Below are 12,257 nucleotides of genomic sequence, written 5' to 3' on the forward strand. Positions count from 1 at the left end.
CTCATGACTCCGCACGCGGTCATCTCCGGCGCGGGCATCGCCGGACCCGCTCTGGCCCATCAACTGAGCGCCCGCGGCTGGCGGACCACCGTCATCGAACGCTTCCCGCAGCGGCGCGACGAGGGGCAGAACGTCGACATCAACGGCGCTGCCCGCGAGGTCGTGCGCCGCATGGGCCTCGACGCCGAGATCCGGGCAGCCAACACGACCGAGGTGGGCACGCGCTTCGTCAGGCCGGACGGTTCGGCAGCCGCGTCATTCCCGCTGTCTCCCAATGGAAATGATGGCCCCACAGCCGAATTGGAGATACTGCGCGGAGAGTTGTCGCGCATATTCATCGAGCACACCCACGATCGGACCGAGTACCTCTTCGATTCCCGTATCGCCGATGTCGGCGACCGCGGTGACCACGTCGTGGTCACGCTCGATGGCGGCGGCTCGCTGCAGGCCGACGTCCTCGTCGTCGCCGAGGGGTTGCACTCGCGATCCCGCCGCTTCGTCACGTCCGCCGGTGTGACCAACCTCGGGATGTACTTGGCGTACGCCACCATCCCGCGCACCGACGACGACGACCGCTGGTGGAATTGGCAGCACGCGACCGGTCACCGCGCGGTGCACCTGCGGCCCGACAACCTCGGCACCACGCGCGCGATCCTGTCCTTCATGTCCGACGTTCGCGGTTTCGACGACCTCGACCGGGCCGGACAGCTCACGATCCTGCGACGCACCTTCGACGACGTCGGAGGTGCCGCTCCGCGGGTGCTCGCTGCCCTTGACGACGGTGCGCCGATGTACTTCTCGACCGTCGGCCGGGTGCAGCCATCCAGGTGGAGCAATGGCAGGGTCACGCTGCTGGGAGACGCCGCGTTCTGCAACGCCACGTTCGGCGGCGCGGGAACCAGCTTGGCTCTCATCGGCGCCTACATCCTCGCCGGTGAGCTCGCCGCCACCGACGACATCACCTCGGCGCTCGGTCGGTATCAGGCGCTGATGCGACCATTCGTCGCCACCGCCCCGAAGGTGCGGGAGAGCGCGCTTCGCCTGGCCAATCCCCGCACGCGCAACGGCATTCGCATACTGCATGCCTGCGCGGGTCTGGCCGCAAGCCCGGTCGGCAGGGCACTTTCCCGGTTGACCGCCGTGGCCAACATCGGTGGGGACACCGCGCAACTGCCCGAATATCCGCCCGCCCCGCTGCCTGTGCCTTGGAAACGGTGATCCGGACGCCCAAATCATGTGATGCTCGCACGGTGATGATCCGCATGACGGCCGCGACGGCCGCCCTGATCGCTGCGGCCGTCGGGATGGCCAGCCCGGCCTCGGCCGACGATCGGCTCGATGGCGAGTACACATTCATCAGCGGTCCGACCTCGAACACGTGGAGCATCACCACGCAATGCAACGCCGAGGTGACCTGCGGCGGGACGATCTCGACGTCCACCGGACTGCTCGAACAGATCACCCGGGTCGCCGGCGGTCCGTGGATGATCGAACGCACTGACGTCCCGAACGGCCGGATCTGCCCCAACGGCAGCACCGGTCCGGCGGATCTGATGTATTCGTTCGACCCCGCAACCCTTGTGGGCGCCATCAGCTTCCGCTCCAAGCCCGGTGTGTGCGGCGACCCGGACTGGACCAGCGGCCAGAACCCGATCAGCCTCGTGAAGGTGTAGTCGAGAGGTCGTCCGACCGGCCCGCCTCGATCCGCGACCATTGTGACGTCGGCCGTTCGCCGGTGCGGAACTGTGCCCCTGCCGAGGGGTCGAAGGGCTGTGGCCAACCTTTCGGCGAGTCCTCCCACTGCTCTTGGCGTCCGAACACCGTCAGATCCAGCAGGTGGTAGCTGTTGGCGCCGGCATCCGTGCCGCGGCCGGTGTTCCAGTACGTCTCGAAGACCCGGTCTCCGTCGCGCAGGTAGCAGACATACATGCCGAAGTGGCGGCCCTGCAGTAGCGCATCAGAGTCACGTGCCGAATACCACGGCATCTCCCACCCCATGAAGTCCCGGTACCGCACGCTCTCGTCGTACGTGCCCTGACAGAACGTGGCGTACGTGACGTCGCGGCTGTGCAGATACGACAGCTCCAGCGCATGTCCGGTGAAGAACGTGCACCCCTCGCACTGCTCCGGCGCGGGCTTGCCGTCGTGCCACATGTGGAAGTACGTGAGCAGCTGCGTGCGTCCTTCGAACACGTCGATCAGCGGCACGGTGCCCGTCGCTCCCACGAGCCGCGCCTCCGCATCCACCTCGACCATCGACAGCCGCCGTCGCGCGGCGGCAATCGCGTCGCCCTCACAGGTGTGTGCCTTCTCCCGCACGAGCAGATCGTCGAGTTCGGCCTGCCAGACGGCGCGGTCGACGATATTCGGTGTTGCCATCGCAATCACTCCCTTAGTCTTCTTCCATGAATTGGCGATGTTGATTTAGACCGCTAACGGGCCACGAAAGTCATCGCCGCTTGGCCGGCGTTTTGTACGCGTACCTGTTTCTCGACGATTTCGTGCTGCTGTACCCGGTGTACACGCTGCTGTTCAGCGACACCGGACTGTCGGTATGGCAGATTTCGTCGCTGTTCGTCATCTGGTCGGTGTCCAGCCTGCTGCTCGAAGTGCCTTCGGGTGCGTGGGCGGACGCGACCTCGCGCCGCAAACTGTTGATCGCGGGTCCACTGCTGACGGCCGTCGCGTTCACGTTGTGGGTCGCGGCTCCCGGCTACTGGGTGTTCGCGCTCGGTTTCGTGCTCTGGGGCCTCAAGTCGGCGCTGACGTCCGGCGCGTTGGAGGCACTCGTCTACGAAGAACTGCAGCGACTGCGGGCGACGAACAGATACGCCACGGTGATGGGACGCGGCCAGGTCGCCGGCGTCCTGGCCGCGACGTGTTCGGGTGCAGTCGCGGCACCGATCATCTCGGCCGGCGGGTTCGCGGCGGTCGGCGCGGCCAGTGTCGCCGCGTCCGTGATTGCGTCTTTCGTTGCAATGTTGTTCCCGGAGCATCGGATTCGCGGAGCCGACGGGCCCGAGCTCGGCTGGGCGGACACGTTGGCGGCTGGGACGCGAGAAGCCAGGAGGTCAGCCTCGGTCCGCGCCGCGGTGATCCTCGTCGCGGCCGTCGGATCGGTGTGGGGTGCGCTCGATGAGTACACCCCGTTGCTGATCGAAAGCGGCGGCGTCACGGCAGCAGACGTCGCGCTGCTGATGGTCGTCGTTTGGGCGGGCGCATCGGCGGGCGGTCTGGCCGCGGGACGCGTCGCGCGCTGGGGATCGACGGGGTTCGCGGCGCTCGTCGCTGGGGGCGCGGTACTGATGGCCGCGGGTGCGCTGTCGAGACATCCCGCCGGCGTGCTCGCCCTCGCGGCCGCGTTCGGAGTGTTTCAATGCGCCACCATCGTCGCCGATACCCGCCTGCAGGACAGCATCACCGGACCTGCCAGAGCGACCGTCACCTCGCTGGCAGGCATGTCGACGGACGTCGCGACGCTCGCCGTCTATAGCAGCTACGCCGCGTTGGTAGAGCTCAGCGGCCACCCCGGCGCTTTCGCGCTGCTGATGCTTCCGTACCTGACAATTGCCTTCTGGTTGCGGTCGGACGGTTTGAAGCGACGCGACCAGGGCACGCATAACCCATGTCTGTAACGAGTTTTCAGGATCTCCCGCTGGCGGACCGCGATCGTGAGTGGGATGGTTCGGCGGCCGAGAAACGCGTGCGCAAGTGGGCGGACGCCGAAGACGAGCCGAACCAGAAATACCGCGACGCCCACGTCTGGTACGACAGCGACAACAAGGAGAATTTCACCGCCTACAAGCTGCTGATCGCTGACGTCGTGGGCGGCAAGCTGCTGGCCGTGCCGCGCGGTGTGATGGCCGCCGGCGGCATCATGAACGGTGCCCGCGGCGGCGTCGACCTGCCCAATGACGACGTCGACCGCGTCAAGAGCCACCTCGCCAAGTACTACAAGAAGATGGGCGAAGACCCGCCATGGGAGCGCGGCTAGCTAGATTGCGAGGGTGAGCGCAGGCAGGTTCGCCCCGAGCCCATCTGCCGATCTGCACATCGGCAACCTGCGCACTGCGGTGCTCGCGTGGTTGTTCGCCCGGTCGACCGGGCGCCGATTCCTCATGCGCGTCGATGATCTCGACGACCGCACGTTCACCGATGTCGCCAACCGCCAACTCGACGACCTGACCGCCATCGGTCTCACCTGGGATGAGCCCGCGGAGTGGCAGACCCAGCACTCCGATCGCTACGACGGCGCTATAGACGTGCTGTTCGACCGCGGATTGCTCTACGAATGCTATTGCAGCCGAAAGGACATCGCTCAGGCGCCGCGCGCGCCGCACGCGCCGCAGGGCGCATATCCGGGAACCTGTCGCGGCCTCACCGACGCCGAACGCTCCGAGAGACGCGGGCGACTGGGACGGCCGCCCGCGCTGCGACTTCGCACCGACACCCTCTCGCACACCGTGCACGACCTGCTGCACGGCGACTACACCGGAATCGTCGACGACTTCGTGGTGCGCCGCGGCGACGGTGTCGCGGCATACAACCTGGCCGTCGTGGTCGACGATGCGGCGCAGGGCATCGACCAGGTGGTGCGAGGCGACGACCTGCTGCCGTCGTCACCCCGTCAGGCGTATCTTGCCGCACTGCTCGGGTATCCGGAGCCGACGTACGCGCACGTGGCTCTGGTCCTGAACTCCGACGGCGCGCGGCTGGCCAAACGCGACGGCGCCATCACCCTCGCCGAGATCGGCGTCGAACGGGCGATCGCCCAGATCGCCGATTCCCTTGGCTACCAAGCGAGCACCGTCGAAGACATGCTGCCGCAGTTCGACCCGTCGAAGCTGCCCCGCCAGCCCTGGATCTACCGCCCCTAACCGCCGAACGTGGGTTACCCACGTTCGCGCTAGTCACTCGACGGGTGAGCGGCCGTTCGACGCCCGCTTCGCGGCGGCCAGCAGCTCGTCGCGGAACTGTGGATGTGCGATCGAGGCCAGTGCCTCGCCGCGCTCCGCGACCGTCCTGCCTTCCAACTCGGCCGCCCCGAACTCGGTGATGATCACGTCGACATGATGGCGCGGCGTGGTGATCACCGCTCCGGGACCGAACCACGGCACGATCCGCGACTGCAGGTTTCCGTCCTTCTCGTACGTCGACGGCAGGCATATCAGCGACCGGTCCGACAGCTCGAGCCCCGCACCCGCGACGAAATCCTCAGCGCCGCCGATCCCGCTGAACTGGTCGCCGTTGATCGTGTCCGCGACGACCTGACCGTGAATGTCGATGGCGAGCCCCCCATTGACCGAGATCATGTGGGTGTTGGCGGAGATCACCTCCGGCGAGTTGACGATCTCGACGGGAAGGAACGCGACGTCGGAGTTGCCGTCCAGCCAGGTGTAGAGCTCCGCCGAGCCGAACGCGAACGTCGTCACGCTCACCCCCTTGTACACACCTTTGTGCGCATTGGAGATCTTTCCCGCCTGGTGCAGATGCATACAGCCGTCGGTGAACATCTCGCTGTGCAGTCCGTAGTCGCCGCCGTCACCCTCGGCCAGCAGCGTGGCGATCTGGTTGGGAATCGAGCCGATGCCCGTCTGCAGCGTCGAGCCGGACGGGACGAACTCGACGGCGTGCCGGGCGATCGCCTTGTCCGCCTCGGTGGGCGGCACGTCACCGCCGGGCAGCGCGAGCGGCGCGTCGGTCGAGTGCACAAGGATGTCGATCTCGTCGACGTGCAGCGCGTGCCGATGCTCGTCTCCCAGCCCGAACGTGCGCGGGTACGCATCCGACACCTCGACGACGAGTAGCCGACCCGAATCGGCTCCGGCGCGCTGTAATTCGCCGATCGTGCCGCCGGCGTGCAGTGACAGCGAGCACCAGCCGTCGGCATCGGGTGGCGCCGCCACCGTGGTCATCACGCGCGGGCACTGGCGTTCGAGCAGTGGCCCGAACCGCCGAAAGTCCGCGGGTGTGAAGGCGATGTCGGCGCCACCGTCGCGCAGCGCGCGCTCGAGCGGGCCGAAGAATCCCGACAGATAACGAACGCCCTTGCGCGAGAACAGTTCGGTGAGTACCGCGATCAACGCCCCGTAGACGCGCAGGTCGGTCCAGTCGTCACGTTCACCGAGAGCTCGCAGGAAAGCGGGCGGCTGACCGGGCCCCAGTGGGATCCCCAACGTGTCGGCGGTCTGAATACGCGCGGCGGCCTGCTCGGCGCTGAGCTCGATGGGCATGGCGCCAGCCAACCACACCTACCTCAGCCTGAGCCGAACTATTGGTCGACCGGCGCGCGGTTGCTAACGTCCGGAAGTGCACCGTCTATCAAGATCGTTCCTCGCGGTACTCCTACTGACGGCGCTGCTGCTGACGGCATGCGGCTCGTCGGGTAGCGAGAGTAGCGACCCCATCAAATCGGCAGGCGTACTGCGCGTGGGCACCGAAGGTGTCTATCCCCCGTATTCGTTCCACGACCCGAAACAAGGCGGACAGCTCGCCGGCTATGACGTCGACGTCGCGCGGGCAGTCGCCGAAAAGTTGGTCGTAGAAGTCGAATTCGTCGAAACGCCATGGGACGCCATGTTCGCGGCCCTGGAGGCCGATCGCTTCGACATCGTCGCCAACGAGGTCACGATCAGCGAGGAACGTAAACAGAAGTACGACCTCTCCGAGCCGTACTCGATCTCCCAGGGCGTGATCGTCACCCGCAAGGATGACAATTCGATCAACTCGGTGACAGACCTGAAGGGCAAGCGGTCCGCGCAGAACCCCACCAGCAACTGGGCTGAGATCGCGCGCAACGCCGGCGCGGAGGTCGTGTCCGTCAACGGATTCTCCGAAGCCATCACCGTGCTCAACGACGGTCGGGTGGACGCCGTGATCAACGACAGCATCACGGTGCTCGCCTATCAGGCCGAACATCCCGACGCGCCGCTCAAGGTGACCACCATTCCCGACGAACGCGGCGAGCAGGCGTTCGCGGCCCGCAAGGACAGTGGGCTGCTGCCGGAGCTGAACACCGCACTCGACGAGCTGCGCGCCGACGGCACCTTGACCAAGATCTCGGAGGAGTACCTCGACGTCGATCTGTCCAAGGCGGGGCCGACGAGCACCTGGCAGCTCATCGGAGACAACCTCTGGCCGCTGGCGCGGGCCGCGATCGAGAAGACGATTCCGCTGACGATCATCAGCTTTGTGGTCGGCCTGGCGATCGCGCTCGTCGTCGCGCTGGCCAGACTGTCGTCGAACGTCGCCGTCTCGGGGCTGGCGCGGTTCTACATCTCGATCATCCGCGGCACGCCTCTGCTGGTGCAGCTGTTCATCGTGTTCTATGCGCTGCCGCAGATCGGCGTGAAGATCGACCCGTTCCTGGCGGCGGTCATCGCGTTCTCGCTGAACGTCGGTGGGTATGCCGCCGAGATCATCCGCTCGGCGATCCTGAGCATTCCGAAAGGACAGTGGGAGGCTGCCGAGACCATCGGTCTCGATTACGTTGGCGCGCTTCGGCGGATCATCCTGCCCCAGGCCACCCGGGTTGCGGTGCCGCCGCTGTCGAACACCCTGATCTCACTGGTCAAGGACACGTCGTTGGCCTCGACGATCCTGGTGACCGAACTGTTCAGGACCGCGCAGAACGTCGCCGCACCAACCTTCGAGTTCTTCGCGCTGTACGGCACCGCGGCGTTGTACTACTGGATCATCTGCCTGGTGCTGTCGTTTGCCCAGAACCGATACGAGCGCCGGCTGGAAAGGTATGTCGCACGATGACCGAATACCGCGTGAAGGCGGAAGGCGTACAGAAAGCCTTCGGAGACAACAAGGTTCTCACCGATGTGTCGTTCGATGTGGCCCAGGGCTCGGTCACGGCCATCATCGGCCCGTCCGGCTCAGGGAAGACGACGCTGCTACGGGCACTCAACGCGCTGGACGTCCCCGATGCCGGTGTGGTCCGTATCGGCGAGATCGAGATCGACTTCTCCAAGCCGGTGGCCAAGGATCAACTGCGCCGCTACCGGGCCCAGAGCGGCTTTGTGTTCCAGTCCCACAACCTTTTTCCTCACAAGACGGTGCTGCAGAACGTTACCGAGGGCCCGATCGTCGTGCAGAAGCGGCCGAAGAACGAGGCGGAGGCCGAGGCCGCCGCGCTGCTCGATCAGGTGGGGCTCGCCGAGAAGAAAGACCAGTACCCGTTCCAGTTGTCCGGCGGCCAGCAGCAGCGGGTCGGGATCGCGCGTGCCCTGGCGCTCAAGCCGAAGGTCGTGTTGTTCGACGAGCCGACGTCGGCGCTCGACCCCGAGCTGGTCGGCGAGGTGCTTTCGGTGATCAAGGATCTGGCCGTCGAAGGCTGGACGTTGGTGATCGTCACCCACGAAATCCAGTTCGCCAGGCAGGTTTCCGACCAAGTGCTGTTCACCGATCGCGGCGTGATCCTCGAAAAGGGACCGCCGTCGGAGGTGATCGGCAATCCGAAGGAAGAACGCACCCGCCAGTTCCTGGACCGGATCCTCAACCCGCTCTAGTTCTCCAGTTCCTGTGAGCCCCAGGGTGAGCCGTAGGCCGTCAGCAGATCGAGGAACGGCACGGCATCGAACGCCTCAGGGTCGCGCACGTCTGTCTTCCCGTGCATCACCTGGGTTGGTGCTTCGAGAAGAATCTGATGCGCGTCGAGGGTGCCGATACCAAGGAAGGCAGACACACGGCCTCACCTTTGAGGTGACCTGTCAGCCGAATCGTGCCAGCACTCAGAACCCGGGCGGGGAGGCGTGGTGGTGGGAGCTGAACGGCGTGCGTTACTGGTGCCCACCGGAGTGCGTGGCCGGGGTGCCGAGCCGCTGATGCAGTTAACCTGATCGGCCTCGCCTACGACGGGCGACACCGCGATGGCGCAGAACGCCGCCCCGACACCGCCGGCACCTGCCAGGAGAACCGCATGCGCTAGACCGTACAGGCAAGGATTCCGCAGCAGATTTCGTCTATCTCAACTCAAAGCGAAGCACTGTGAGAAGGTTGGCCGATGGTGCAGCCATCGACCATGGAGGCGGACGTCATCGTCGTCGGAGCGGGACTCTCCGGCATGACCGCGGCACGAAAGCTGCTCGGGGCGGGACTCGTGCCGCTCGTCCTGGAGGCCGACGAACGGGTCGGTGGGCGGATCCTCACTCAAGAGGTGATGCCCGGGGTGCCGGTCGAACTCGGCGCCCAGTGGATCGGCGACACGCACGAACGGATGTTCCGGCTGGCGGCCGAACTCGGGGTCGAGACCTACCCCCAGTACGACCAGGGCGAGACGTCCTACGAACTCGTCGACTCCGGGGTGTTGCGCGAGAACGAGTTTCACTCGCGCTTCGAGTCGGAGCTGCAGGAGCTCGCCTTGGTACTGAAACGGCTCGACGTGCTGGCCGCGGACGTTCCCGTCGAAGCGCCGTGGACGGCGCCGCGGGCGCTGGAGTGGGACGCCTTCACCGCAGGCGCTTGGTATGACGCGCAGGGCCTTTCACCGGTGGCCCGCAATCTGCTGGAGATCTGCACCGTCGGCATCCTTGCGGTCCCCACCGCCGAGGTGTCCTTCCTGCATCTGCTGTTCACGATCAAGACCTGTGGTGTGACGTCGGAGTTGTTCGCCGAATCCGAGGGCGGCGCGCAGACGACTCGCTTCATCGGCGGCACCAGTGAGATCCCGAATCGGCTGGCGGCGCTGATCGCCGATCACATCGTGCTCGACATGCCCGTCCAGCTGATCGAGCACACCGCCGACAGCGTCACCGTGCACTGTCGCGGCGGGGTCATCGCCCGCGGCCGGCGCGCGATCGTCGCGATCTCGCCGACGCTGGCCGGACGCATCATGTACGACCCGCCGCTGCCCGGCATCCGGGACCAGCTGACGCAACGGCTGCCGAACGGCTCGGCGATGAAGGCATTCTTCGTCTATGACGAACCGTTCTGGCGCAAGGACGGTTTCAACGGTCAGCTCATCTCCGATATCGGTCCGGCCCGCATGTCCAACGACACGTGCCTGCCCGGCGACGATCACGGCGTGATCCTGCTGTTCCTCGAGGGCGATCAAGCCCGCACCTGCGGTCGGCTGCCAGAGAGTGAACGTCGTGAAGCGCTGACGGCCGAACTCGTGCGTCACTACGGCGGCAGGGCAGCCAAACCCGAGTTCTACGTCGACGGTGAATGGTCGGAGCGACAGTGGACCCGCGGCTGTTACAACGCCAACCACGGACCGCACGTGTGGACCACCTACGGCCCGGCACTCACGACGCCGATCGGCGTCATCCATTGGGCGTCAACCGATACCGCGACGTATTGGAGCGCCTACATGGAGGGCGCGGTCGACGCCGGTGAACGCGCGGCGGCGGCCGTCATCGCCGAACTCTCCTAGACGGTTTCGGTGCGCGAACGATCGCTGAGCGACTGTTTGCGCACCGAAATCGCAACCTAGGAGTAATACCGGCCCAGCACGTCGGCGCGCAGCTCGTCGAACTCGCCCGTCCTGATCGCCGCGCGAATCTGGTCGACCATCCGGACGACGAACCGCTCGTTGTGGATCGTGCACAGCGTCGCGGACAGGATCTCCTTGGCCTTGAACAGGTGATGCAGGTAGGCCCGGGTGTAGTTCGCGCAGGTGTAGCAGTCGCATTCGGCGTCGATCGGCGTGAAGTCGCGGCGGTAGCGCGCATTGGTGACGTTGAACCGGCCGCCACTCGTATACACCGCGGCGTTGCGCGCGACCCGCGACGGCGACACGCAGTCGAAGGTATCCGCGCCCGCGGCGACGGCGTCGAACAAGTCGTCGGGCTCGCTGATGCCCAGCAGGTGACGCGGTTTGTCGTCAGGCAGCTCGCTGGTGACCCAGCCGACGATGGTGGCCAGGTTCTGCTTCTCCAGCGCCCCGCCGATGCCGTAGCCGTCGAACCCGACGCCATCCTCCCCGACGATCTGAGTCAGCCCGCGCGTCGCCTGGCGTCGCAGGTCCTCATATTGAGCGCCCTGTACGACGCCGAACAACGCCTGTGGTGGCCGACCTGGATGTGCATTGGTGAGCCGACGGTGTTCGACCACGCACCGGATCGCCCACTCGTGGGTGCGCTGCACCGACCGTTCCTGGTAGCCGCGGGTGTTCACCAGCGTCGTCAGCTCGTCGAACGCGAAGATGATGTCCGCCCCGAGCTGGTGCTGGATCTGGATCGACACCTCGGGGGTGAAGCGGTGGGTGGACCCGTCCAGATGCGATCGGAACGTCACCCCGTCGTCGTCGACGTTGGCCAGTCGTTCCTTGCCTTCGGCGATGATGTCGTCGGCTTGGACGCGCTCGGTGTCCATCGCCAGCACCTTGCGGAAACCCGCCCCCAGCGACAGCACCTGGAATCCACCGCTGTCGGTGAATGTGGGGCCCGGCCAGTTCATGAATTCGCCGAGACCGCCCGCCGCCGCGACGATATCGGACCCCGGTTGCAGGTAAAGATGGTAGGCGTTGGCGAGAATTGCTTGTGCGCCAAGACTTCTCATGGTCTCCGGTAGCACCGCCTTGACGGTCGCCTGGGTTCCGACGGGGATGAAGGCCGGAGTGTGAATGTCTCCGTGCGGAGTTCGGATCACACCCGCGCGGCCTGCCCGGCCGGGCAGTTCGGCATCGACGCTGAAAAACGGCACCGACGAGTCTCTCGGACGCGGAGTATTCGGCGCGGTCACGCCGTAGATTCTGCACTGTGAGGACTCACCTGCTCGTCGCCGCCGCCATCGTCTCAGTGTTGGCGGGCTGCTCATCGGAGCCGCCGCAGTACCGCCCGGCACCCGGCGCGCTCGTCGCCGGCACCGCCCAGGCGACCGTGAACGGCCAGGACGCCGGGGCCACCGACGCCGTGCAATGTATGACGATTGGACCGCTCACCATCATCAAGACCGGCGATGACACCGGCGGTGTCACCGCGATGATCTCCAACAAAGACCAGCTCAGGGCCGAGTCGGTGGCTATCCGAGACCTCGGCGGCTTCACCGGGAGCTACAACGCCGGACTCGGTGACGACACCGCGAAGGTCGGAATGACCGGCCGCACGTACGACATCAACGGAACAGCAGAGGGCTTCGACACCGACAGTCCCAGTTTCCGAAACTCGGGGACTTTCGCGATCAAAGTGTCGTGCTGAGCACGATCGCGGTCAGCTCACGTTTTCGTCCAATCCGATGACCGCGCGGGTGCCGCGCACCATACTGGCCGAGATGATCCGCCGATCTTGACGGGTCACGCCGACAAGAAG

Annotated in this window: 13 protein-coding genes; 9 read left to right on the forward strand and 4 right to left on the reverse strand. The window is 66.0% G+C overall.

Annotated elements, in window-relative coordinates:
• Positions 1-3 precede the first annotated feature (3 nt).
• Both G6N36_RS19700 and G6N36_RS19705 read left to right on the forward strand, forming a co-directional pair.
• Positions 4-1,218, forward strand: a complete 1,215-nt coding sequence (locus G6N36_RS19700; protein WP_163688557.1) for an FAD-dependent monooxygenase — start codon at positions 4-6, stop codon at positions 1,216-1,218.
• A 44-nt stretch (positions 1,219-1,262) separates the two neighbouring features.
• A complete protein-coding gene (locus tag G6N36_RS19705; protein WP_235690114.1) occupies positions 1,263-1,673 on the forward strand; it encodes a hypothetical protein in 411 nt (136 codons plus the stop codon).
• Here the strand turns inward: G6N36_RS19705 and G6N36_RS19710 are convergent.
• Positions 1,654-2,379 carry a DUF899 family protein gene (locus tag G6N36_RS19710; RefSeq protein ID WP_163688558.1) on the reverse strand — a complete coding sequence of 242 codons (726 nt, stop codon included), beginning with the start codon at positions 2,377-2,379 and terminating at the stop codon, positions 1,654-1,656. The genes G6N36_RS19705 and G6N36_RS19710 overlap by 20 nt on opposite strands.
• Before the next feature lie 80 nt (positions 2,380-2,459).
• Here G6N36_RS19710 and G6N36_RS19715 point away from each other — a divergent pair, with 80 nt between their 5' ends.
• Genes G6N36_RS19715 through gluQRS form a run of 3 tightly spaced genes read left to right on the forward strand, consistent with a single transcriptional unit; the run spans position 2,460 to position 4,877 of the window.
• A complete protein-coding gene (locus G6N36_RS19715) occupies positions 2,460-3,635 on the forward strand; it encodes an MFS transporter (protein WP_163688559.1) in 1,176 nt (391 codons plus the stop codon).
• Entirely contained in the window at positions 3,626-3,994 is a 369-nt protein-coding gene (locus G6N36_RS19720) for a hypothetical protein (protein WP_163688560.1), read from the forward strand. The genes G6N36_RS19715 and G6N36_RS19720 overlap by 10 nt, the downstream gene beginning before the upstream one ends.
• A 13-nt stretch (positions 3,995-4,007) precedes the next feature.
• Entirely contained in the window at positions 4,008-4,877 is an 870-nt protein-coding gene (gene gluQRS, locus G6N36_RS19725) for a tRNA glutamyl-Q(34) synthetase GluQRS (protein ID WP_163688561.1), read from the forward strand.
• Between the two features lie 33 nt (positions 4,878-4,910).
• Here gluQRS and G6N36_RS19730 read toward each other — a convergent pair whose 3' ends face one another.
• Positions 4,911-6,233 (reverse strand): acetyl-CoA hydrolase/transferase family protein, encoded by a 1,323-nt coding sequence (locus G6N36_RS19730; RefSeq protein ID WP_163688562.1) that lies wholly within the window; start codon positions 6,231-6,233, stop codon positions 4,911-4,913.
• A 76-nt stretch (positions 6,234-6,309) separates the two neighbouring features.
• Here G6N36_RS19730 and G6N36_RS19735 point away from each other — a divergent pair, with 76 nt between their 5' ends.
• Both G6N36_RS19735 and G6N36_RS19740 read left to right on the forward strand, forming a co-directional pair.
• Positions 6,310-7,764, forward strand: coding sequence for an ABC transporter permease subunit (locus G6N36_RS19735; protein ID WP_163688563.1), 1,455 nt, complete (start codon positions 6,310-6,312; stop codon positions 7,762-7,764).
• Positions 7,761-8,516, forward strand: a complete 756-nt coding sequence (locus tag G6N36_RS19740; RefSeq protein WP_163688564.1) for an amino acid ABC transporter ATP-binding protein — start codon at positions 7,761-7,763, stop codon at positions 8,514-8,516. The genes G6N36_RS19735 and G6N36_RS19740 overlap by 4 nt, the downstream gene beginning before the upstream one ends.
• Here the strand turns inward: G6N36_RS19740 and G6N36_RS19745 are convergent.
• Positions 8,513-8,692 (reverse strand): hypothetical protein, encoded by a 180-nt coding sequence (locus tag G6N36_RS19745; RefSeq protein WP_163683902.1) that lies wholly within the window; start codon positions 8,690-8,692, stop codon positions 8,513-8,515. The genes G6N36_RS19740 and G6N36_RS19745 overlap by 4 nt on opposite strands.
• A 318-nt stretch (positions 8,693-9,010) precedes the next feature.
• On the opposite strand from G6N36_RS19745, the gene G6N36_RS19750 reads away from it, so the two are divergent.
• Positions 9,011-10,381: a flavin monoamine oxidase family protein gene (locus G6N36_RS19750; protein ID WP_163688565.1), complete on the forward strand. Its 1,371-nt coding sequence runs from the start codon at positions 9,011-9,013 to the stop codon at positions 10,379-10,381.
• A gap of 56 nt (positions 10,382-10,437) precedes the next feature.
• On the opposite strand, the gene tgt is transcribed toward G6N36_RS19750, so the two are convergent.
• Positions 10,438-11,691 (reverse strand): tRNA guanosine(34) transglycosylase Tgt, encoded by a 1,254-nt coding sequence (gene tgt / locus G6N36_RS19755; RefSeq protein ID WP_163688566.1) that lies wholly within the window; start codon positions 11,689-11,691, stop codon positions 10,438-10,440.
• Positions 11,692-11,708: 17 nt separating this feature from the next.
• Between tgt and G6N36_RS19760 the strand changes: the two genes are divergently transcribed.
• Positions 11,709-12,146, forward strand: coding sequence for a lipoprotein LpqH (locus G6N36_RS19760; RefSeq protein WP_163688567.1), 438 nt, complete (start codon positions 11,709-11,711; stop codon positions 12,144-12,146).
• Positions 12,147-12,257: the final 111 nt, after the last annotated feature.

This window comes from Mycolicibacterium gadium (assembly GCF_010728925.1).
GTDB lineage: Bacteria > Actinomycetota > Actinomycetes > Mycobacteriales > Mycobacteriaceae > Mycobacterium > Mycobacterium gadium.